Consider the following 22600-nt stretch of genomic DNA (forward strand, 5'->3'; position numbering starts at 1 on the left):
GTCGCTAGTCGTTAGAGCCGTCAACGGCAACGACGAACGTAACCGACGTAGAAACATGCGGTCATCACTGCGGTTGCGGCCTCAGGCTCGGCGATTCTGTCCCCGGTGCTCGTCGAATCGCGCGCTGGCGTTTCGAATCCGGGGTCGATTAAGAAAGGCCGATGCCGACCGGATGCACCAAGCCTGGCAGGAGCGTAGGGCGCTGGCGTGTAAAGACAGGGAAACGGAATGATCGAGATTGCGGCTCAAGAACTGGGCGCATTCGATCGATGCCGGTTGATACGCATGAATGATTCGCTCCGCCCAATGTTAGCTGCCGACGTGATTGAAGTGTTGCTTCACGCGCATCAGAGACATGGCCGACGGCAAAAATTGACCCAAAGCGGTCATTTTGCAACTTCGATTAGAAACTGACCTGGGCCCCGTCGAACAGGCGGCAACGGGCGCCGAGGCGATGCGGCACGCGGAGGTGCGGGCACCGTCACTCGCCATTCTCGATCTTGGATTACCGGTCGCCGACGACATAGCGTCATCACCACATTACGCCAACGCTGGAAACCTCATCATCGTCCTTTCCGCGCATGAGCGGGAAGCAGAGAAAGTCGGTCGCTTGATTTGTGCACATTCCTAAATCTCACGGGGCCTCTCGGGGAGGTGAGTCCACACGAAGGCGACGCCGAAAGACAAGCCTCTTCATGACGAAGCTTTTCCAACGAGCGGCGCCTGAAAGGCGAGCAAATTCTCGATGACCGCGTCCGGCCTGTCGAGCGGCAGGAAGTGCCCCCCGTTTTCGACGGTCGCCATTTTTGCGCCGGGCACGATCTGACGATCATGTTCGCGTTCATCTGGCCGCGACCAATCGCGGGCGCCCCAAAGCAGCAGCACGGGAATCTTGATGTTCGAATAAGCCTTCGTCGCCGTCTCCCAGGTTTCGGCGTTGCGGAGCAGATTGAGGAAGGCGCGATAATGACCGCGTCGGTTGCCGACGAGATACATTTCCTTCAGCAGCTCCGGCGAAATATGTCGCGGGTCGAATACGCCGCCGTCGAGCACCGATTTCATGATGACGAATTGGCGCAGGCGCATCACTGTGTCGCCGAGGATCGGCAGATCCGCCAAGGCGACGAAGAGACGCGCGAGAGAGGAGCTGCGCCCCATTCCGCGTCCCTTGGCGTAATCATAAGGATTGATCGCCACGACGCGCGAAACCCGTGGATTGTTGCGCGCCGCGAGAATGAGCGCGATCGAGGCACCGATCGAAACGCCCGCGAGCGTCAGATCATGTAGATCCAAAGCGTCGAGAAAGCCCTCGATCGTCCCGACGAAATAGTCCGCGTCGTATTTCGCCGCCGGTATGTCGGAATAGCCGTGACCGGGATAATCGACCGCATAGACGGTGAAACTCTTCGTGAGCTCGGGGACAACCTTCTCGAAGAGGTCGAGTTGCGTCCTCAGCGTGTGCAGAAGAACCAGGACAGGGCCTTTGCCCGTCTTGATGTAGCGAAGGCGGACACCGTTGATGCTGACATATCGGATCGGGATGTCCGGCGCCCAGGAGAGGCGCTCCGGAGTTGGCGGGATAGGCCGCATCGCCTCGACGAGGAATGAAAGAAGCACGATCGCCGCCGCCATGGCGACGAAACCGATGAGGGCGAAGATCACAACATCCGACATGGCGTCCTCCTATGACTCGACGACGACGTCGCCCTCGGCGAGAGCTTGGCAAGCGAGAGTGTATCCGCGGGCCTTCTCTCCCTGCGTCAGGGAGTCTTCGACCGGCATCCGCACCTTGCCTGAGAGCAGCTTGACGCGGCAGGCGCCGCATGTCCCCGATCGACAGGCGTTGTCGATAAAAACATGCGCCTTATCGGCGACATCGAGAATGGTGTCATTCTCGGCGATCGGGGCCGAGACCTGCGACATCTGAAAGGTGACGCGTCCGACGATCCTGCCGGCCGACGCCGCCTTGCGGGTCGGATCGCGCGTCTCGGTTCCGAACGCTTCCTTCTTGATCCGTTCGGCAGGCACGCCAAGATCGAGCAATGCTGCCGTCACTGCGCTCATCATCGCGAGGGGGCCGCAGAGATGAACACGCTGCGCCGCGATATTCGGAACGGCCGAGGCGAGGAACGCCTTGTCGATGCGGCCCCGAGCCCCGGGCCACCCTTCGACGTTGGGATCGCTCATCGTGGCTGCGACCCGCAGGTGGCTGTTGCGCGTTTGCAGCGCCGCGATCTCCTTTTGGAACGGATATTCGCGCGGGCTGCGGAAGCTCAAGAGCAGATGGATGTCGCCCGGCCAATTTGTGTCGGTGAGATAGCGCGTCACGCTCATCAGCGGCGTCAAGCCGACGCCGCCGCCGATCAGGACGATGCTTCGTTCCTCCTCGCCGGTGAAAGTGAAGGTCCCGTTCGGAGCCACGACTTCGAGAAGATCGCCTGGCGCAGCCGCATCATGGAGCCACCGTGAAACGAGGCCATCCGTTTCCCGTTTCACCGTGATCTCGATTGAGTCTCGCCGCGTGGGCGAGGAGGCGATTGTGTAGGAGCGTTTGGTTGGAATGCCGAAAGGCTCGATTGAGAACGTCAGGAACTGCCCTGGCAGGAATTCGAAAGGAATCTTTCCTCCCTCCCGCTCGACGAGACGGAAGGTTTTGACGTTGTCCGCGACCTCGATGATCTCAGCCAATCGCAGCTCCCCCGACCATTTAATCTTTCCCGTCGCCGCGTCGTTCTGGCGGTAGGGGACGGGGTTTGGATGCAGCATTGATGGAACCGGGCGCAGGGGCGTCGGATCGTGGCGAACGCCGGGGCTCGGGAAGCATCTACCGAAGGCGAGAAGCAGTTTGGGCGAGCCCCCGACACGGATTTTTCTCCGCAGCAGCGCCCAAACCAGGCTGTGCTCCCTCGCCAGAAAGCCGAGCCAAGTCCGGCTGTCCGCGGTGACCCGAAGGTCGGCTGAGCCGATGTAGCCCTCCTGGACGCGGATGACGCCATCGTGAATAACGATCGTGGCCTTGCGCTGCTCGTCGCCGGTGAACTCGAAATGATAAGTTGCGCACAGGTCGCGCGCCTGGTTGGGCTGAAACGCGAAAGGCAAGAGTTGCAGCATCGCGTCGATGCTCCGCGGCCGTAATGCGTTGCCGACGGTCTTGACGGTCTTGTTCTTCCATCTTTTCTTGGCGTACGCCTCGGCGTCCGAGCCTTTCACGACATAAACCGGCTCTTCTTTTTGTTGCAGCGGCTTGACGATTTCCTGAATGTGGCGCGCGCGATCGGCCAGATATGTCCCGATGACGTCTTCGCCGGCGGGACACACCGCCATGCAATAGGCCGCCTTGTAGTTTGCTCCATGGGAGAGGCTCTGCCACATCGAGGCGGTTTCGGGCTCGCTCATGCGGCTGCGATAGTCGAGCGCGCTCTTGCTGTCTGCGACCTGCTCGACCCAATCGGCGAAGCCGCCCATGAATTCGCGATAGTTGTGGGTGAAGCAGGCCGAGAAATTGAACCCTCCGTCGGGGGCGATGGCCCCGACGGGACAGGCCGTCACGCACAGCCGGCACTCCAGACAAGGGTTGTAATCAATCGGCGCATCATATTCCGTGGCCTCCGCGCCGATCAGCACGGTTCCGATCAGGACGAAGTTCCCGAATTTCGGGTGTATTAAATTGCGATGGACGCCCATGTGGCCGAGCCCGGCGGCGATGGCGACGGTCTTGTGCGATACGATCCATATGGCGCTGGGGAATTGATACATCTCCATCGGAAAGCCCATCGCCGGGCTGACGGCGCGAATTCCTTTCGCCTCGAGCCGCTGCACCACCCGACGACCGACTTCGTCAACATCGAGTCCCGAATGGTGAAACTCGATGTTGGCGACAGAGCGTGCCGGGCTGCGGATCGGCTCCCGGTTCATGCGGACGACGAAGCCCAGCAGCGTCTTGGTCCAAGGATAGTGATGCAGAAGCCCGTCCCTCTGGGAGTCGAGCGCGGGCCGACTGAGCTCCACCAAACCGGCGTCATCGGCGCCGCAGTCGCGGGCCAGTTGGCGGAGCCAATCGGCGTCGATCCCGCCCTTTTCGTTCTCGACCTGAGCGTCGGCAATGGCGCGCATACGCTTGACGGTCGGATGGTCCTCGATGTTCATGGCTTTACCCTCGCGAAATTGCGGTCGGCATCACCTGGTCGCTACGAGCGACCATCGAATGCGGGCTCTGCGTCCGCCATTTGCAGGTCCATTCGCTCGTCCGAAGAGGCGTGCGCATGGACGTCTTCTGCTGTTGGTTTGATCCGGAACCATGCGGCGTAGAGCGCAGGAAGAAACATCAGGATCAGCACCGTGCCGACCGCCGTGCCGCCGATGAGCGTATAAGCCATCGATCCCCAGAAGACGGAGTGCGTGAGCGGGATGAAGGCGAGCACGGCGGCAAGCGCGGTCAGGATCACGGGCCTCGTGCGTTGCACCGTGGCTTCGATGACGGCGTGATAGTCGTCGAGGCCGGCGGCACGGTTCTCCTTGATTTGCTCGGTCAGGATCAGCGTGTTGCGCATCAGGATGCCCGCCAGTCCGATCAGGCCGAGGATGGCGTTGAATCCGAAGGGCTGGTTGAAGGCGAGCAACATAGGCACGACGCCGACGAGGCCGAGCGGCGCCGTCAGCGTGACCATGCCCATTGTCGAGAAGGATCGCACCTGCAGCATGATGACGATCAGCATGGCGGCGATCATGGCCGGGAAGATCTTACCCAGCGCGACGTTGGCCTTGGTCGCCTCCTCGATTGAACCGCCCGTATCGATGCGGTAGCCGGACGGAAGGGACGCGATCAGCGGCTGCAGGGCCGTCATGATCTCTTTGGAAACCTCTGGAGGCTGGGTTGCCTCATTGACGTCAGAGCGGATCGTGATAGCGGGTTTGCGATCGCGGCGCTTCAGGATCGGCTCTTCCAGACGGATTTCCGAGTGACCGATCTGGTCGAGCGGAATCTGGCGGCCGTCACGGCTCATCAGAGAGAAATCCGCCAGACGCGTCGGGTCCAACCGCTCCCCGCCGGCGCTGCGCGCCACGATGGGGACATTACGGATGTCCTCGCGGACCTGTGTGACGGCGACGCCGGTGAGGAGAAACTGGAGCTGTTGGCCCACCTCCGTTGGCGAGAGACCGATGAGGTTCAATCGGTCCTGATCCGGGATGAAGCGAAGCACGGGCGTGCGATTGCCCCAATCGCGATTTGCTTGCCGCACGTCGGGCACGCTGCGCATGACATCGAGGGCTTTTTCGGAGATATCGTACAATTGCGCGGGATCACGCCCCATGATCCGAAACTCGACCGGGAAGGGCGTGTAGGGTCCGAACACGAGCTGCGTGACGCGCACATAGGCCTCAGGCGTCAGCCCCTGTGACACCGCCTCTCGGAGCCGGCGCTTTAACGCCTCGCGCGCCTCTGCATCCGGCGTAAGCACGACGATCTTGGCGAAGGCAGGATCCGGCAGTTCCGGCGACATCGCGAAGAAGAAGCGGGGAGCGCCCTGACCGACATAGCTCGTGACGATCTTCGCCTCGGGCTGGCTGTTCAGCCAGTGTTCGAGCTTCTCGACCGTGGCGGTCGTCGTCTCAATGCTGGCGCCGTCCGGCAGGCGAACCTCTACCAGCACTTCGGGGCGATCGGATGTCGGGAAGAACTGCTGTTTGAGGGCGCCCATGCCGACGGCGGAAAGCGCGAAGGCGATGCCGACGACGCCGCAGGTTACGAACTTGTGGCGGACCGCGAATGAGATGAGCCGTCGCAGACGCTGGTAGTTCGGCGTGTCGTAGATCGCGTGGCTGCCGCCTTCGATTGGTTCGAACGCTGGCAGCATCTTGACGCCGAGATAGGGCGTGAAGACCACCGCGACGATCCAGGAGACGATGAGGGCGAACCCCACGACCCAGAAGATGTTGCCGGCGTATTCGCCGGCCGACGAGAGCGCGAAGCCCACCGGCAGGAAGCCGGCGATCGTCACGAGCGTGCCGGACAGCATCGGCGCCGCAGTGTGGCTCCACGCATAGGCCGCCGCCTTGATGCGGTCCATGCCCTCTTCCATTTTCACCACCATAACTTCGATGGCGATGATAGCGTCGTCGACGAGAAGGCCGAGCGCCAGGATGAGCGCGCCGAGCGTAATGCGGTCGAAGAAGCGGCCGGTCTCCAGCATGATGAGGAACACGACGGCAAGCGTCAGAGGCACGGCGGCCGCCACAACGATGCCGACGCGCCAGCCGAGGCTGAGGAGGCTCACCAGCAGCACCACGCCGAGCGCCATCGCGAACTTCATCATGAATTCGTCGACAGCCGAGGTGATGTTGACAGCCTGGTCGCTGACCTTGGCTAAGGTCATCCCGAGCGGCAGGGTCTGTGCGATGGCTGCGGACCTCTCCTCCAGCGCCTTGCCGAGCGCGAGACCATCCCAGCCCTCCTGCATAACCGCCGCGAGCATGATGGTGGGCTCGCCCTGGTGTCGGATGAGGTAGGTGGGGGGATCCTCGTAGCCGCGGCGGACCTCGGCGACGTCGGAGAGCTTCAGAGTCCGCCCCGCTGCCACGATCGGCGTGTCGGCGATCGCCTGGACGCTGTCATAGGCTCCGTCGATCCGGATGAAGACCTGCGGCCCCTTTGTGTCGATCGAGCCCGCTGGCGTGACAGTGTTTTGCCTCTGCAAGGCGGCGACAATATCCTGCGCCGACACGCCGAGAGTCGCCAGTTTGGCGTAGGAAAACTCAACGAATATCTGCTCGGGACGTTCGCCAAGGATATTGATCTTCTTGACGCCGGGCACGTGCAGGAGATCCTGGCGAATGGTCTCGGCTTGCCTCGCGAGCTCCCGCATCGGCATGCCCTTCGCCTTGAGAGCGTAAAGGCCGAAGCTCACGTCCGAATATTCGTCATTGACGAAGGGGCCGAGCACGCTGGACGGCAGCTTGCGGGCTTCATCCCCGAGCTTTTTACGGGCCTGGTAGAACTCCTCCTGCACGACAGATGGCGGCGTGCTGTCCTTCAGCGTGACCGTCATATAGGCATAACCTGGCCGTGTGGTCGTCTCCACGCGGTCGTACCAGGTCAGCTCCTGAAGCCGCTTCTCCAATGGTTCGGCGACGAGGTCCTGCATCTCGCGCGCCGTCGCGCCCGGCCATACCGTCGTGACCGTCAGGGTCTTGATGGTGAAGGAGGGGTCCTCCGCCCGCCCGAGCATGAAAAAGGCGTAGGCGCCTGCGGCCGCCAACAGGAGGATGAAGAAGAGTGTGACGGCCCGTTCGCGAACGGCGATCGCAGAAAGATTGAGGTTCATTGGGCGCCCCTGCTTTCAGACGCAGTTCTGACGCGAGCGCCGTCTTGCAGAAGATGCGCGCCGAGCGAAACAACCGGGTCGCCAGAGTTCAGACCGGAAATCTCGGCGGTTTCGCTCGCCACACGCACAAGCTTGACCGGTCGAAAGCGTACGGTCGATGTGGCGCTGTCGAAGACCCAAACGCCGGTCTTCCGGCCGTCATCGAGCACGGCTCCCAGCGGCACTTGGACTTCCTGCCGACTGGCCTTGCTTGCCAATCGAATGGTCACCGTCGCGCCGAGGGGCGCCGCCGAAGCGGCGCCGTCGAGGACGTAGCGCGCCTCGTAAGTGCGGGTCTGACCATCGGCGGAATCCGACAGCTGCCGAAGATGCGCCGGATAGCGGCGCCCGTCGCCCCCATACACGCTGGCCTCGGCCGCCGAGCCGATCGCCGGTCGGATCGTTTCGGGAAGGGCGACCACCGCTTCGCGGGGGCCGGCTTGGGCAAGTCGAACGACGGTCTGGCCGGCCGAGACGACCTGTCCCGGTTCGCCAAGCGTTTCCATCACCGTTCCATCGGCGTCCGCCACCAGGACGGAATAGGCCGCCTCGTTCTCGGAGACTCGCGCCTCGGCTTCGGCGGCGGCGAGTTGCGCCTTAGCTGAATCTGACGCGGCTTTAGCCTGCTCGTAGCGCTGTCGGGTAGTCCATCCTTCGCTTAGCAATTTGGCGTATCGCCGCTCATCGGGGACCAACTGAACGGCGGAGGCGCGCGCCGCTGCAACGGCGTTGCGCTTCGCGGTAAGCGCATGGCGAAGGTCGGTTTCGTCGATCCGCATCAGCGGCTGGCCGGCTTTGACCTGCTGCCCGGCATTCACAAGCCGTTCCACGATCTTACCCGCGACGCGAAAGCCGAGATTGCTCTGCACTCTCGCCCCTATGACGCCCGTGAAGCCGCGTTCGGATCCGGTCACCCCTGTCGCCCTCGTCAGCCTGACGATCGGAGCTTCCTGCCTTGGGTCGCTCATGGCGGAGGCTACCTGCGCGCGCATGGAAACTGTGGCGAGCGCGGCCGCCCCTGACGCCGCGATCAGGATGCTCCCCAGCACGATAACGCGTCTCTTTTTCATGCCTGTCGCCTCAAACAAAAATTAGATTGCGTTCAAACTCTATCTCAGATAGATTTCGAACGCAATCTAAAAATGGAGGTCGGGATGCGCGTGAGTCGCACTCAGGCAGCGGAAAACCGCGAGACTGTAATCAATGTGGCAAGTCGCCTTTTTCGGGAGCGCGGCTTTGACGGCATCGGCCTAAAGGATCTGATGAAGGGCGCCGGGCTGACCCAAGGCGCCTTTTACAAGCAGTTCGCGTCAAAGGAGGACTTGGCCGCACAGGCGTCCAGGCGAGCCTTGGAGAGCGCCTTCACCCGATGGTCGGCCGCGATCGCGGCCAAACCTGAGGATCCGCTTGGCGCGGTGATGGCGTTCTACCTCAGTATGGGCCATCGCGAAAAAAAAATGGACGGCTGCCCGATTGTGGCGCTCGGCGCGGATGCCGCCAGACAGGGCAGCGAAGTGAAGGCGTCATTCGAAGCCGGCATCAAGGCGCATCTCGAAGTCCTTGGCCGCTTGATTGCCGAAACCAAGGATTCGGAGGCCAAGGGCAAGGCCTTGGCTGTCCTCGCGCTGATGGTTGGCGCGGTGACGCTTTCGCGCGCCGTCAACGACCCCGATCTCGCACAGGCCTTTCTGGACGCGGCAGCCAAACAGATTCGCGAAGTCGTCGCTTCGCCTGAACGCGAGCGCTGATCACAGGGGCGTCGTGACCGCCCCGTTCCGCGCGTTCTGAGCTCGCTCCGACGAAATTGCCAACGACTTCCGCCTTTGGAGTCAGCCCGCCGCTCAAGCGAAACTTTTAGGGAAAGATATGTTCAAGAAGACCGGGGCAGCGACCGCAGGGTCTATTTCCCGTCTGGTCCAACGCGAGCGGATGTGCTTCTTCGTGATGGCGCTCGGCGGTATGTCGCTTGGGATGACGGAGCCTCTTTCGGCCGAAACGCTTCTCTCCGCGCTCGCGCGGGCCTATGCCGGCAATCCCGACCTCAACCAGAGTCGCGCCGCCGTCCGCGTCCGGGACGAGGACATGCCCAAGGCGCTCGCCGGGAAGCGGCCCAGAGTCAATATCCAGGCTTCCGCCGGTCCCCTTTATGGCAATTTGCGCTTGCCATTCGGGCGAAACGTAATGACCGGCCAGCGTCAGGTCTTGCGGGAGGAATATACGGGCTATCCGCGCGGCGCTGCGCTCAACGTGTCGCAAAGCATTTTCGACGCGGGCCGCACGACCAATTCGGTGAGACAGGCCGAGTCGAGCGTCTTCGCAGCGCGCGCGACTATGCGCCTCACCGAGCAGGCGACCCTGCAAAATGGCGCCACCGCCTATATGAACGTGCTGCGCGATACGGCGGTCGTGAATCTGCGCAAGAACAACATCGCCGTCCTGGAGCAGCAGCTCAAGCAGACTCGGGACCGTTTTCAGGTCGGCGAGGTGACGCGCACCGACGTAGCGCAGGCGGAGGCCTCCGTCGCTCAGGCGCGATCGGAGCTCTACGCCGCGCAGGCGCAGCTGAAAAACAGCGTCGCCACATACCGTCAGATTATCGGCGTCGAGCCCACGCATTTGGAGCCGGGTCGCTCGCTCGAACTTTTGCTCCCGCGCTCACTTCAACAAGCGATCGAGATTGCGCTCGTGGAACATCCGGGCGTCATCGCGGCGCTGCATCAGGCGGATTCAGTCGAATCCGCTGTGAAGGTCGCCGAGAGCGCGCTGGCGCCCACTCTGTCAGTGAACGCCCAGGTTTCCCAGCAATGGGATTCCTTCCTGGGCGTTCCGGGATCGCGCCAATTCTCCGCCGCCGCCTTCGCTCAGCTCAATGTGCCGCTATATCAGGGCGGCTCGGAATATGCCTCAATCCGCCAGGCAAAAGAGCAATTGAGCCAAGCGCGGCTCAACGCTGATTTGCAGCGCGACAGCGTGCGCGCGAGCGTGGTGTCGAGCTATGGACTGCTCGAAACCGCCCGAGCCTCGATCATCTCCAGCCGGGCGGCGGTGAAAGCGGCGGAAACCGCGCTCACCGGCGTGCGTGAAGAAGCGAAGGTCGGTCAGCGCACGACGCTCGACGTGCTCAATGCGCAGCAGGCGCTGCTCAATGCGCGCGTGAGTTTGGTGACGTCGCAACGAGACCGCGTCGTCGCTTCCTATGCGGCGCTCGGCTCGATTGGCCGCCTCTCAGCGCAGGAATTGCAACTCGACGTTGCCCTCCATGATCCCGGCATCCATTTCGAGCAGGTAAAAACGAAGTGGTTCGGCGTCGATACGCCTGACGGGCGGTAGCGTGCCTGCCCGTGAAGCCTGCGGCATGGTGTTGGCCGGTATCGTGGCGCCATAGCGGGTTCCCAGATACAAGAGCAACAGCGGCGTGAGCACTCGCTGGCGCGTCCGCTTCAACCGGACCGGTTCGGACGTCAAGCCGCGGCTTTCTGAAGTCAGTCCCCCGGAGGTCGGCAACCGCCGCAACATTCCAGATCGAACTCGGGGCCGTTGTAAGTTGGCGCTTCGATCAGCGGAGGACGCATGACCTATCGGTATCTCAGTGCAGCGTGCGGCCCACAGCGGCGTAGCGAGCCACGTTTACATCTTGCTGACGGTATATTTCAGCTACCGAGTCTGAATGGTCGACAGTGAGCTGAAGTGCGAAATTCGTCCGGAAGACGCCGATAGATGCTGAAACCTAAGAAAAATTTTTCGTCCGGTTTTCCCTTTGAAATCAATAGCATTTCTTTTTGACGGCATGCCCGCCGGTATTTATGGCGCATCCGGCAGAAATGTACCCGCTATATCAATTACTTACATGCGACGTTAATAATCGAGTGGGAGTGAAACGCCACATCGACATATGAGGCCCGACAGGGAATTCGAATGGACGTTGTCGAAACCGATCGACTGATCTTGAGAAATTTCAGGCAGGGTGATGCGGCCGATCTGTTTGCGTATCTGCACCAACCCAGGTCGAGTTGTTTCTTGTCTCTCAAACTGGAAGATCTCAGTGCTGCGGAAGCGGAAGTGGCAAAGCGCAGCAGCGACGACGCGCATATTGCCGTGTGTTTGCGAAGCTCCGGCAGGCTGATCGGTGACCTTTTCTGCGTACATGAGCCCCCCGACACATATTCGGTCGGGTGGAATTTCAACGCGGAGTTTGGCGGCGCCGGGTTCGCTTCCGAGGCCGCACGGGCTCTCTTCGAACATCTCTTCTCGGTGAAGCGAGCCCGGCGCCTCTACGCTTATGTCGAGGAAGACAACATCGCCTCGCAGCGCTTGTGTGAGAAATTGGCGATGAGGCGGGAGGGACTGTTCAGAGAGTTCGTATCCTTCGTGACGGATGACGAAGGCGTCCCGATATTCGAGAACACGATGCAGTACGCCATTCTGCGAAAAGAGTGGGCGACGTGATGCTCGGCATCAACCGCGTGACCTACGACATCACGAGCCGCCGGGTACGATCGAGTGGGAGTGACCAGGGAGTGTGGGGTACGCAGGGATAGCCCAGGATGCAAAAGGGCCAGCCCCACGGAAGGAATTGTGGGTGATAGTTTCTGAATGTCTCGGGTGGCTGGACGGGGCTCATGCCGGTAATTGTCCGCAAAACCTGAGGCTGCAAATGGCCCTCCCAAGCTCTCGTCGATGTGCGCATTGAACAATGGCGTCCGATCAAGCGCCGAGCCAGCGGAATGACTTTGCAAGAAAGGCGTTCCCGTTCGCGCGCGGCCGCTTGCCGTGAGCCACAATGTCGCGTCGACAATTCCAGTTCAGCACTTTGCAGCGCGCTCGGCGCGCCGGTGCGCGATTGATAAATGATAATCGCCATTCGAGCGGCGCGCAGGCTTGGTCCTGGGTAAGGCCATCGAGGCGCGCAAGGAAGCGCCACCAAGCGCATCCTTTAGCTCTTCTCCACTAAACGGCAATGCGACGAACACTTGGTTTTTCGACACGCTAACTAAGGCCTATTGCGCGGCAGCCACGTCCGTCCGCGAAAAATCGTCGCCGACATAGAGCAAGGGACAGGAATGTTCCTTTGCGGCTTCATAGGCGAAGCAATCCCCAAAATTCAGTCCCGCCGGATGCGCGCCCTTACCCCATCTCGCATAGGTCTCGGCGACGCGGCGCGCGGACGCAGGCGTGACGTTCAAAACGTCGAATCCGAGCCCATCGATCAGGCGCGACATTTCTTCCCCGACGTTGCGCCGCTGCGCGACGATGAGGGCTTCAGCCACAGTTACTGCCGAGATCAGCACAGACTTTTCGGCTTCCAGGACTTTGCTGCATCTTTCGGCTTCGGCTTCATCGAGGATGATCGCCATCAACGCAGATGTGTCCACAGCGATCATTTCGGCAGACCGTCCGCGTCATAAAGGAAGTCGTGGCTGCGAGCGGAGACTGGGCCTGCGGCCGCTTTCGAAGCGCCGGAGGCGCGAACGGCTTCCAGAAGCTTGCGGCGCGCTTTGCGGTCTAAAGCGCTTTTGGCGGGCGCCAGCCGCGCCGCCGGCTGGCCATGCCGGGTGAGGATAATTTCCTCTCCGGCTTCGGCGCGCCGGACAAGCTCGGTAAGCTGCCCCTTGGCTTCGGTCACGGAAATCTTCATCAGCGTCTCATATGGACTACTAAATGGTCCGTTTCGACAATTAGACCAACTGTCGCTCGGGGTCAATGTCGCGCTTCCACAGATTGCGGAACGCGCTAAATAGCCTGACTGTTGATCCTCTATATTTAAGGGAGTTTATTATGCGAAATCTCCTAATCCTCGCGATCGCCGCATGCATTGGCGGCGGCATTATCACGTCCGCGGCGAGCGCACGCCCTGTCACGACGGACGAGTGCCTCGCGCGCGGGCTCTGCGCTTACGTCAGCCCGAAAGGTCGCGTGACATGCGGAAAATGCCCTGGCCAGGTAAAGTCAGTCTGGTTCGCCACGCGCAGCCAGGCTTCGAAGCACCGCAAGTAAGTTGCATCCTTTCGCTGGTCCCGTGCGTCGCTCGGGGATCGACCAACACGTTGGACCCATGATTTCCATGCATCCGCTGCTGATCCGCGCCCTGGCCGTGGCGCTGTCCATCGGCCTTTATCTGGCGCTGGCGATCCTCGGCGCCGGCGGGGTTGACGCCTACTTCGCCAATCCGGCACGGACGGCGCTCGTCGTCGTCACAATCGCGCTCGGCGTCGCGTCGCTCTTTGTCGGCGGCAATCTCAGCTCAGGCCTGCGCGAGGACCGCGGCAATCGATGGGTCATCCCGGCTTTTTTCGTCATCGGACTTCTCGGCGCCTATTTGCCCGCCTGGGCCGATCGGCAGGGACTGTGGAGATTGGACGGCGACGCCGTGCGCTGGCTCGGCGTCGCTCTGCTCGCGGCGGGCGGGGCGTTGCGGCTGTGGCCGGTCGCCGTGCTCGGGCGCCGCTTCAGCGGCCTCGTCGCCATTCAGCCGGGCCACGAACTCGTCACCACGGGAGTTTACGGCCACATCAGACATCCGAGCTATCTTGGCTTCTTGATCTCGGCGCTCGGCTGGGGACTGGGCTTTAACACGGCGTTGGGCGTCCTTATGGCGTTGGCGAATATTCCGCCGCTTGTCGCGCGGATGAACGCCGAGGAACGCTTGTTGAGCTCGGAGTTCGGCGCGGCCTATGAGGCCTATCGCGCGCACACCGCGCGGCTCATTCCGGGCGTATATTAGCTTGCGAGACTTGGAAGCGGACGGCGCCCGTCGCGTCGCTACGGATCGCCAGCGCGGCAAAAGGAAACTCATGAAGCGTCAGCTGTCGCGCCTGCTGGTATTCAGCCTTTTCGTCGCGCTGCCGGCGCAAGCCGGCGACGTCATAAAGCTTGCGCCCGGCGGCAGCGCGATTTTTTCTCTGCAGGAGAATGTCACGACGGGCTATTCTTGGCGCATCGATCAGGCCGCGAGCCGTGAGCTCGACATCCTGTCGATATCGGATGGCGGCCGCGGCGGCGGTCGGCGGCGCATGGTCGGCAGCCCCAGCATGCGCCATTGGAAAATCCGCGCGCTCAAACCCGGACGCGCCGAAATCGTCTTCGCCTATCAGCGCCCCTGGGAGCCCGCGCCGGTTCGAACCCGCAGCGTCGAGGTGGAGGTCGCGCCTTAGAGCAGGTTCCGAAAAAGTTTACAGACTTTTTCGATGAGAACCTGCTCTAACGTTTTGAATTTGAGCGATTCCTTATCGATCACATGATTCCATGTGATCGGGAAGCGCTTGTTCAGGCGTCGCTCTCGCGGGCCGATTTCATCGCGTCTTCGAGACTCATCATCGCCGAGCCGGGCTTCGCCGGCCTTTGTTGACTCTCATGCGGCGCCCAGCCCGACGCCCAGACGATCTCGAAGCTCGCGCGCACGCGTCCGTCGGCGTCGCAGAAGCGCTCGGCGTAGATCTGCGCGGCGCGCGCGACGACGTCGCGCCGCAAGGGTCGCCGAGCCCGTTTGACAAGGACGTTGGCGGCGCCCATTGCGCGCAGATCCTTCATCAGCCCAAAGACTGACTCATAGCGCAGCGTGAAGTTGTCGACGTCGGCGACGGGGAGAGCGAAGCCGGCGCGCTGCAGCAGCCCGCCCATGTCGCGCACATCGACGAAAGGCGACACGCGAGGACTCGCGCCGCCGGTGATTTCCTCTTCGGCCTGCGCGAGCGCAGCGCGAAGCTCGACAAGACTGGCGCCGCCGGCGAGGCAGGCGAGGAAGAGTCCGTCCGGCGCAAGCATGCGTCGCGCTTGCGCCAGCGCGCCCGGCAGATCGTTGACCCACTGCAGCGACATGCCGGAGACGATCAGATCGAATGAGCCCGGCGCGAAGGGCGGAGCTTCTTCGTCAATGATGACGTCGCCGGCATGGCCGCTCGCGCGCAAAGGCCGCGCACGGCCGCTCGCCACGACGGCTTGCGCGAAATGTTCGCTCGGCGAACCGAGATCGAGCGTGCGCGGAAATTCGCGCTTCACCGTCAGCAGGCGATCGAGCAGATCGTCGGCGGCGCGCGTCATCAGGAAATCCGGCGCGCCTTTTGACATGGCGCGGCGCAAGCGCCGGCGCAGCAGCGCGCGATCAAAAATCTTCGGCGGTCCGGCTGTCTCGCTCATGCCTTATTACCGCGCCCGCGCCAGTTACCCTGCAAGTGCGCAGTGCGCACGAATTTCGACGAAAGGATGGCGCAATCTTGAAGCGATGATCTGAAGCGAAGCGGTCGCGACGATAGAACATCCCAAATTATCTTAACGTTAAGCCATAACCTGAAAACGCGAAACGTTTCGACATGATCGTGGCGAAAGTTAGACTGCCGCCATTCGAGAAGTCGCTGTCGAGGCTTCAACACGTAGGGTGTAGCGTCATGCGTAAACTGTTTGCTTTTTTGCGTCGATCCCACACCGCCAAGTCAGCTGGAACGTCAGCTGGAACGCTTCAGGCAGTTTTGATGGCGACAGTCGTCGGCCTTGGCGTCGCCGCGCTTCCGCAGGACGCGAACGCGCGCAACATCGTCTCTTTCTCTCCCCACGTCGCTCCCGGCACCGTCGTCATCAGCGCCAGCCAGCGGAGGCTTTTCTACGTCGTCGACACCGGAGTCGCCATCAGCTACCCCGTGGCCGTTCCCAAGCGCGGCAAGGAATGGTCGGGCGCGACGTCCATCGAGGGTAAATATGTCAATCCCGACTGGGTTCCGCCAGCGGTGGTGAAGGCCGACCATCCGGAACTCCCGAATTTTATTCGTGGCGGCTCGCCGCGCAATCCAATGGGCGTGCGCGCTTTGACGCTCAGCAGCGGCGAAGTGGCGATTCACGGCACGACCCAGAGGATGCGCGCGTCAATCGGCACGGCCGCCTCCTACGGCTGCATCCGAATGTTGAACGAAGACGTTTCCGACCTCTACGATCGCGTCGACGTCGGATCGCCGGTTATGATGACGCGCTAGCCCAGGCGATCCATCAAAAAACGCCAGCCTCGCCCGCGAACGTGCGGACGAGGCTTTTTTGCTCTCCGCAGGGGGGCTCGTGTCCACCGCGCGATTTCGTCCTTTATCCAGAGCTTTTTTTCGGCGCGCGTGGCTGTGGAAGAGGGCAGCTGCGCCATGGACGCAGGCATGCGAATCCCGCAGTCTCCGCCCCCAACAGGGTCTGACGATCGCTTTTTTGGCGTCCTAGTTCTTGTGTGGAGTATAGTGATTGCAAGAGATGATTCGACTTTGAATCAATCGCTTGAAAAGGAGGCGCCCTCACGCAAAGCTCCACGACGCATCGTCGCCTGTCTTTTAGTCGCCGCGTTATGCTGACATTGAAAAAAAGGTTGGCACATGCTGATCGCAACGGAAAAAGAAACGGAACGCGCTGAACATCCGGTGGATGTTGTGGAGCAACTGGCGTCCACCAATGACTGGTCCTTCGATCGAGACGACGAAGACGAGATTTCGATTTCCGTCGCCGGAGCTTGGACGGAATATCACGTCGCTTTTACTTGGCTTCCGCAGCTTGAAACGCTGCACGTCAGTTGCGCCTTCGATCTCAAGGCGCCCGAGCGCAGGCGCGGTGAACTGATGTCGCTCGTCAATGCGATCAACGAGCAGATGTGGATCGGGCATTTCGACTTCTGGCCAAAGGAGGGCGTGGCGATGCACCGTCATGGCCTCATCCTGACTGGAGGGGCGCAGCCCTCGGCGACGCAATGCGCCGCTTTGCTCGACAACGCGCTTCAGGCGTGTGAGCGGCATTATCAAGCTTTTCAATTTGTGCTCTGGGCCGGAAAGAACGCTAGGGATGCGCTCGCCACCGCCAATTTCGAGACGAAAGGCGAGGCGTGACCGACGCGGGCGGGCTGCGCGGAAAGTCGGTCGCTCTGATCGGCGCCGGAAACATGGGGCTGGCGTTGCTCGAAGGCTGGGCCGCGCAGGATCTGCTGGGCGCAGTGTCAATCGTCGAGCCGCAGCCCTCCCAGCGGCTGCAGGATTTGTGCGCCGCGCAGGGCTACGCGCTGAACGGCGCGGCGGCTCCATGCGACGCCGTGGTTCTCGCCGTTAAGCCGCAGGCGCTCGAGGCGGGCGCTGCGGCGGCGGCCCCTTTCGTAGCGCGCGACACCGTTGTCGTGTCGATCCTTGCCGGCAAGCGCACCGCGGAAGTCGCCGCGCGCCTGCCGACGCAAGCCGTGGTGCGCGCAATGCCCAATACGCCGGCGGCGATCGGGCGCGGCGTCACCGGCGCCTTCGCCAGCGCGGCGACGAGCGCGCCTCAGCGCGCGTTTTCCGACGCATTGCTGAGCGCCGTCGGCGGCGTCGAATGGGTCGATGACGAGGCGCTCATCGACGTGGTGACGGCGGTTTCCGGATCGGGTCCCGCTTATGTCTTCTATTTCGCCGAATGTCTTGCCGCCGCCGGCGCCGAAGCCGGTTTGCCGGCCGCCCTGGCGGCGCGGCTCGCCCGCGCGACGGTCGAAGGCGCCGGCGAACTGATGCGCCGACAACCCGAGACAGGCCCCGACGAATTGCGCCGGCGGGTGACGTCGCCAGGCGGCACGACGGCGGCGGCGCTTGAGGTTCTTGAGGCGCCGGACGGTCTTGCCGCGCTGATGCGCCGCGCCGTAGCTGCGGCGAAGCGCCGGGCAGGGGAACTTTCCGGTTGAGACGGCGCGCGCCTTGTCCCGCCGGCCGGCGACAATAGAATACTACTAGAAAATTCCTTCGGACCTGGAGACAGACATGACTAGCGGCGGCTCCCGCGACCGAGTGATCGATGCGACGCTTCGGCTCGCCACGCGGCGAGAGTTCAGCGACGTGACGCTCACCGATATCGCCCATGAGGCCGGCATCTCGCTTGCCGATCTGCGCGAACTTTTCCCATCGAAGGGCGCGATCATGGGGGCGTTCTCTCGGCGCATCGACCGGGAGGTTCTCGACGCGGCGCCCAAGGAAGCCTCGCACGAACCCGCGCGCGAGCGGCTCTACGATGTTTTGCGCCGCAGGCTCGACTCGCTCGAACCGCATCGTGAGGCGCTGGCGAGCGTCGGCCGCTGGGCGGCGCGCGATCCGCTCACCGCCGCGGCGCTCAACCGCGAGACCGTGAACTCGATGCGCTTCATGCTGGAGGCGGCGGACATCGACAGCGAGGGCCCGGTCGGCTCGCTCAAACTGCAGGGGTTGGCGTTGGCCTGGAGCCGCGTGCTCGAGGATTGGTTCGCGGGCGATATTCATGACGCCCTGTCGACGCTCGATCGCGAACTCACGCGCGGCGAGCGCTACGTCGATCGGGCGGAGGATCTCGCAAGACTGACGCGGCCCTTCTATTCCTTCGCGCAAAGCCTGTTCGGCTGGCGGACGCGACGTGGTGGGCGCGATTACCACGACGACGACAGCGGCTATCCCCACGCGCGCGCGTGATCGGCGGCCGCCCCTAGAGAGCAGGTTCCGAAAAAGTCGACAGACTTTTTCGATGAGAACCTGCTCCACCGTTTTGGTTTCGAGCGATTCCTTGCTCTAAAGCGGGAGACTGGCCGTCGCGCGCAGGCCGCCGAGCGGGCTGCGGTCGAGCGTAATGTCCCCGCCATGGCCGCGTGCGATGTCGCGTGCGATGGCGAGGCCCAGACCCGAGTTTCCGTCGTTCTGGCTGCGGGATTCGTCGAGCCGGTAGAACGGCCGGAAAGCGTCCTCGCGACGCTCCAGGGGGATGCCGGGCCCGTCGTCGTCGATATGCACGGTCATCATCGCGCCGTCGTTGATCACTGAGAGTTCGATCCGGGCGCCGTAACGCTGCGCATTGCCGACGAGGTTGGCGAGCAGCCGCTTGATCGCCGCCGGCCGCGCGACGATTGTCGGATCGCCCTCAATCTTCACGGACGCCGCGAGACCGCGCTTCTCGGTGTCCGCCTTCAGTTCGTCGAGGATGGCCGCGATATCGGTGGGCGAGGACGTTTCGTCGCCGTCGCCGCGGGCAAAGGCGAGATACGCCTCGACCATGCGCTCCATCTCGTCCACATCCTTGCGCATTTCGGCGGCTTCATGCGAGTCGCGCATCAGCGCGAGCGAAAGCTTGAAACGCGTGATGATGGTTCGCAGATCGTGCGAAACGCCATTGAGCATCGTCGTGCGCTGCTCGATCGCCCTTTCGAAACGGGTTTTCATGTCGAGAAAGGCGGCGCCTGCCTGACGCACCTCGCGCGCGCCGCGCGGACTGAATGCGACATCGCGGCCTTTGCCGAACTCCTCGGCGGCGCGGGCCAGCCGCAGGATCGGCCTGATCTGATTGCGCAGGAACGAAGTGGCGATGGCGAGGATGATGACTGAGGCGATCGCCATCCACATGAAGAAAATATAGGAGTTGGAGGCGTATGCGTGCGCGCGCGTGGCGAGCATTCTCAACGTCGCGTCGTTGAGGGCGACGCGGATTTCGATCAGGCTGCCCGGAAGCGCGGTGTTGATCCAGAAGGGCTCCTTAAGTCGGCGCGAGAGCTCCTTCGTGAGCGCCTTGTCGAGCAGCGAGAACAAGGACGACTTTGGCGCCGGCCCAGGCAAGTCCTGCTTGGGGAGAACCGCAACCTCCATATTGAGATCGAAGGCGGCGATGCGGCGCAGTTGCGCGTGATCCGGGTCGTCCGGGAACGTCTGATAAACATCGACGAGCGCAGCCACTTGCCGGGCCATCCCGGCGGAAAGACGGTAGGTCACGACCTCCCAATGCCGCTCCATGAAGACATAGGCCACGGCGGACTGGAGGAGCACGACCGGCAGGATCACGATCAGCAGCGCGCGGGCGTAAAGCCCTTTCGGCATGCGGTCATGCAGCCAGTTGGCGAAGCGCCGCCACAGATTGCGGGGCGCGGCGAGAACTTCCGGTAAGACGGCGGTCATCGTGACGACTCTATCATTTCAGCGGTTGGCGCAGCGGGTCGACGAGCAGACGGTAGCCATGGCCGCGCACCGTCTGAAGATAGCGCGGGGCATTCGGGTCGGTCTCGATCTTGCGCCGCAATCGGGCGATCTCGACATCGACGCTGCGCTCGCTTGCGCTTCGTGCGGGGTCACGGTGCGCCAAAGATTGGCGCGAGACAATGGCGCCGCCGCTTTCGGCCAGCGCCCGCAACAGATCGCGCTCGCGCGTCGTGAGTCGGACCGGCGCGCCGTCGTGCAGCAATTCGCCGCGCGACGGATCGAAGACGAAATCGCCAAAGCGCTTTGGTCCCGCTGGTTCTGTGGGACGCGTGCGGCGCAATATGCTCGCGATGCGCAGCGACAGTTCCCGCGGATCGAAAGGCTTGGCGAGATAGTCGTCCACGCCGGCTTCAAGCCCTTCGACGCGGTCCGCCGTCTCGGTCAGCGCCGTCAGCATCAGGATGGGCGCGGAGCGCAGCGGCTCCGCGCTCTTGCGCAGCCGCGTCGCGAAGGCCGTGCCGCTTTCGCCAGGCATCATGACATCCAGAACGATAAGATCGAAGGCGATGTCGCGCATTCTGACGCTCGCCTCCCTCGTGTCGGCTGCAGCGCTGACGAAATAGCCTTCGTTCATCAGATAGCGCGACAGCAAGGTGCGAATGCGCTGATCGTCGTCAACGACGAGGATATGCGCCGCTTTCGCGTTCGGCGCGGCGCGTTGCGGAAAGACCGTCATGTCGCGGCGCCGGCTGCCCTCGCGCATGCGAGATGCGCTCGAACGCGTTCACGCTCGCCGGCGTCGATCATCGCGAACAGGAATTTTGAGGCGGCGCCGCGCGCCGCAGGCGGGAGCTCGTCCATGACTTTCCGGAAACGCGCTGATTGCAGCGCCGCCAGATCGCGCGCGAGCGTCGCACCCTCGGGGGTCGGATAGAGAAGGCGCTGGCGGCGGTCTACGACGCCGGCGCGCGCCTCGACGAAGCCCGCCTCAAGAAGTTGTTTCAGCACGCGGTTGAGGCTCTGCTTGGTGATTCTCAATATATCCAGCAGCGCTGCGATGGTGAGGCCGGGGCGACGGTTGACGAAATGGAGCACGCGGTGATGCGCCCGTCCGAACCCATAGTTCTCGAGCAGCCGGTCGGCGTCTCCCACGAAATCACGATAGGCGAAAAAAAATAATTCCACGAGCTCGAGAGCGTCGCCGTCGCCCGTGGCGGCCGCCGCTTCTGCGGCCGTAGTCCGCCAAGCGGCGACGCCGGGCGGCTCGGAGATTTTTCTCGCTACGAGTTCATCCACGCTATTTATTGCCTGACGTTTTGGCGCGCGCTATTTACGTCAACTATATTGACATAAATCTGACCGATAGCTAGTGCTGACCAAGCGTCGCAGCGCCTTGTTTGGCCTCTCGATCGCGTCTTCCCGGAGTTCGCCATGTCGCTTCCGCCCTTCGATCAGCGCGACGGATTCATTTGGTACAATGGTGCGCTCGTTCCGTGGCGCGAAGCGAAGCTTCACGTTCTCTCGCATGGGCTGCATTACGCGTCTTGCGTCTTCGAAGGCGAGCGCGCCTACGGCGGAACGATCTTCAAATCGCGCGAACATTCCGAGCGGTTTCATGCGTCCGCGCGGATCCTCGATTTCGAGATTCCTTACAGCGTCGAAGAGATCGACGCCGCAAAGCATGAGACCGTAAAGGCCAACGGCCTCTCGAACTGCTATGTGCGTCCGGTTGCTTGGCGCGGCAGCGAAATGATGGCGGTCGCGGCGCAGAATTCGACGATCAACGTCGCAATCGCCGTTTGGGATTGGCCGAGCATGTTTGACGTCGAGACCAAGATGAAGGGCATCAAGCTCGACATCGCCGAATATCGGCGGCCCGATCCGCTGACGGCGCCCTCGATGGCGAAGGCCGCAGGTCTTTATATGATTTGCACCATTTCGAAGCACCGCGCGGAGCGGCGCGGGTTCGCCGACGCGCTGATGTACGATTGGCTCGGCCGAGTCGCCGAATGCACTGGCGCCAACGTCTTTTTTGTTCGGGACGGCGCGCTGCATACGCCGATCGCCGATTGTTTCCTTGACGGCATCACCCGGCGCACGGTGATCGACCTCGCGAAAAGACGCGGCGTTGACGTCGTCGAGCGCCGGATCATGCCTGAGGAACTGGCGTCGTTTTCGGAGTGCTTCATCTGCGGCACCGGCGCAGAAGTGACGCCCGTTTCCGAGGTCGGCGTCTATCGCTTCACGCCAGGCGAGCTTTCGCGCGCGCTGATCGAAGACTATTCGCGCGAGGTGGAGAAGCAGCCTTCGCCGGCGGCTTGAGCGCGACCTCTGCGCGAG

The 22600-nt window shown here is 62.5% G+C and carries 20 protein-coding genes; 10 read left to right on the forward strand and 10 right to left on the reverse strand.

Annotation, left to right across the window (positions count from 1 at the left end):
• Positions 1-693: 693 nt before the first annotated feature.
• The 4 genes from IYW40_RS06100 to IYW40_RS06115 are packed head-to-tail and all read right to left on the reverse strand — an operon-like array spanning position 694 to position 8431.
• Positions 694-1674, reverse strand: coding sequence for an alpha/beta hydrolase (locus IYW40_RS06100; protein ID WP_196399835.1), 981 nt, complete (start codon positions 1672-1674; stop codon positions 694-696).
• 9 nt (positions 1675-1683) lie between these two features.
• Positions 1684-4146, reverse strand: a complete 2463-nt coding sequence (locus tag IYW40_RS06105) for a 2Fe-2S iron-sulfur cluster-binding protein (protein WP_196399836.1) — start codon at positions 4144-4146, stop codon at positions 1684-1686.
• A 41-nt stretch (positions 4147-4187) separates the two neighbouring features.
• Positions 4188-7322, reverse strand: a complete 3135-nt coding sequence (locus IYW40_RS06110) for an efflux RND transporter permease subunit (RefSeq protein WP_196399837.1) — start codon at positions 7320-7322, stop codon at positions 4188-4190.
• A complete protein-coding gene (locus IYW40_RS06115) occupies positions 7319-8431 on the reverse strand; it encodes an efflux RND transporter periplasmic adaptor subunit (RefSeq protein WP_196399838.1) in 1113 nt (370 codons plus the stop codon). Before IYW40_RS06115 ends, IYW40_RS06110 begins: the two co-directional genes overlap by 4 nt.
• Before the next feature lie 84 nt (positions 8432-8515).
• Here IYW40_RS06115 and IYW40_RS06120 point away from each other — a divergent pair, with 84 nt between their 5' ends.
• The 3 genes from IYW40_RS06120 to IYW40_RS06130 all read left to right on the forward strand — a co-directional run bounded on the left by IYW40_RS06120 (position 8516) and on the right by IYW40_RS06130 (position 11807).
• Positions 8516-9109: a TetR/AcrR family transcriptional regulator gene (locus IYW40_RS06120; RefSeq protein WP_196399839.1), complete on the forward strand. Its 594-nt coding sequence runs from the start codon at positions 8516-8518 to the stop codon at positions 9107-9109.
• Positions 9110-9227: 118 nt separating this feature from the next.
• Positions 9228-10691 carry a TolC family outer membrane protein gene (locus IYW40_RS06125; RefSeq protein WP_246720678.1) on the forward strand — a complete coding sequence of 488 codons (1464 nt, stop codon included), beginning with the start codon at positions 9228-9230 and terminating at the stop codon, positions 10689-10691.
• A gap of 585 nt (positions 10692-11276) precedes the next feature.
• On the forward strand, positions 11277-11807 hold the full coding sequence (locus IYW40_RS06130; protein ID WP_196399840.1) for a GNAT family protein: 531 nt from the start codon (positions 11277-11279) through the stop codon (positions 11805-11807).
• 551 nt (positions 11808-12358) lie between these two features.
• Here IYW40_RS06130 and IYW40_RS06135 read toward each other — a convergent pair.
• Both IYW40_RS06135 and IYW40_RS06140 read right to left on the reverse strand, forming a co-directional pair.
• Complete coding sequence (locus IYW40_RS06135; RefSeq protein WP_196399841.1) at positions 12359-12742, reverse strand: type II toxin-antitoxin system VapC family toxin; 384 nt, start codon at positions 12740-12742, stop codon at positions 12359-12361.
• The gene (locus IYW40_RS06140; RefSeq protein ID WP_196399842.1) at positions 12739-12996 is read right to left on the reverse strand and encodes a type II toxin-antitoxin system prevent-host-death family antitoxin; all 258 of its coding nucleotides are present in this window, start codon (positions 12994-12996) and stop codon (positions 12739-12741) included. Before IYW40_RS06140 ends, IYW40_RS06135 begins: the two co-directional genes overlap by 4 nt.
• A gap of 417 nt (positions 12997-13413) precedes the next feature.
• On the opposite strand from IYW40_RS06140, the gene IYW40_RS06145 reads away from it, so the two are divergent.
• Together IYW40_RS06145 and IYW40_RS06150 are read left to right on the forward strand one after the other, a co-directional pair.
• Positions 13414-14082, forward strand: a complete 669-nt coding sequence (locus tag IYW40_RS06145; RefSeq protein WP_196399843.1) for an isoprenylcysteine carboxylmethyltransferase family protein — start codon at positions 13414-13416, stop codon at positions 14080-14082.
• Between the two features lie 70 nt (positions 14083-14152).
• The gene (locus IYW40_RS06150) at positions 14153-14512 is read left to right on the forward strand and encodes a protease inhibitor I42 family protein (RefSeq protein WP_196399844.1); all 360 of its coding nucleotides are present in this window, start codon (positions 14153-14155) and stop codon (positions 14510-14512) included.
• A 112-nt stretch (positions 14513-14624) separates the two neighbouring features.
• Here the strand turns inward: IYW40_RS06150 and IYW40_RS06155 are convergent, their stop codons facing one another.
• On the reverse strand, positions 14625-15494 hold the full coding sequence (locus IYW40_RS06155) for a methyltransferase domain-containing protein (protein ID WP_196399845.1): 870 nt from the start codon (positions 15492-15494) through the stop codon (positions 14625-14627).
• 332 nt (positions 15495-15826) lie between these two features.
• Here IYW40_RS06155 and IYW40_RS06160 point away from each other — a divergent pair, with 332 nt between their 5' ends.
• From IYW40_RS06160 to IYW40_RS06175, 4 genes are all read left to right on the forward strand, one after another.
• Complete coding sequence (locus IYW40_RS06160; RefSeq protein WP_018408235.1) at positions 15827-16321, forward strand: L,D-transpeptidase; 495 nt, start codon at positions 15827-15829, stop codon at positions 16319-16321.
• A gap of 378 nt (positions 16322-16699) precedes the next feature.
• Complete coding sequence (locus IYW40_RS06165; protein WP_196399847.1) at positions 16700-17203, forward strand: YbjN domain-containing protein; 504 nt, start codon at positions 16700-16702, stop codon at positions 17201-17203.
• Positions 17200-18018 (forward strand): pyrroline-5-carboxylate reductase, encoded by an 819-nt coding sequence (proC, locus tag IYW40_RS06170; protein WP_196399848.1) that lies wholly within the window; start codon positions 17200-17202, stop codon positions 18016-18018. Before IYW40_RS06165 ends, proC begins: the two co-directional genes overlap by 4 nt.
• A gap of 76 nt (positions 18019-18094) precedes the next feature.
• Positions 18095-18772 (forward strand): TetR family transcriptional regulator, encoded by a 678-nt coding sequence (locus IYW40_RS06175; protein ID WP_196399849.1) that lies wholly within the window; start codon positions 18095-18097, stop codon positions 18770-18772.
• Positions 18773-18868: 96 nt separating this feature from the next.
• Here IYW40_RS06175 and IYW40_RS06180 read toward each other — a convergent pair whose 3' ends face one another.
• Genes IYW40_RS06180 through IYW40_RS06190 form a run of 3 tightly spaced genes read right to left on the reverse strand, consistent with a single transcriptional unit; the run spans position 18869 to position 21556 of the window.
• Positions 18869-20239: an ATP-binding protein gene (locus tag IYW40_RS06180; protein ID WP_196399850.1), complete on the reverse strand. Its 1371-nt coding sequence runs from the start codon at positions 20237-20239 to the stop codon at positions 18869-18871.
• Positions 20240-20252: 13 nt separating this feature from the next.
• A complete protein-coding gene (locus IYW40_RS06185) occupies positions 20253-21023 on the reverse strand; it encodes a response regulator transcription factor (protein WP_246720679.1) in 771 nt (256 codons plus the stop codon).
• The gene (locus IYW40_RS06190) at positions 20993-21556 is read right to left on the reverse strand and encodes a MarR family transcriptional regulator (protein WP_196399851.1); all 564 of its coding nucleotides are present in this window, start codon (positions 21554-21556) and stop codon (positions 20993-20995) included. The genes IYW40_RS06185 and IYW40_RS06190 overlap by 31 nt, the downstream gene beginning before the upstream one ends.
• Before the next feature lie 135 nt (positions 21557-21691).
• Here IYW40_RS06190 and IYW40_RS06195 point away from each other — a divergent pair, with 135 nt between their 5' ends.
• Positions 21692-22582 (forward strand): branched-chain amino acid aminotransferase, encoded by an 891-nt coding sequence (locus IYW40_RS06195; RefSeq protein WP_196399852.1) that lies wholly within the window; start codon positions 21692-21694, stop codon positions 22580-22582.
• The last annotated feature ends 18 nt before the right edge of the window (positions 22583-22600 follow it).

The organism is Methylocystis sp. H4A (assembly GCF_015709545.1).
In the GTDB taxonomy this organism is placed as follows: domain Bacteria; phylum Pseudomonadota; class Alphaproteobacteria; order Rhizobiales; family Beijerinckiaceae; genus Methylocystis; species Methylocystis silviterrae.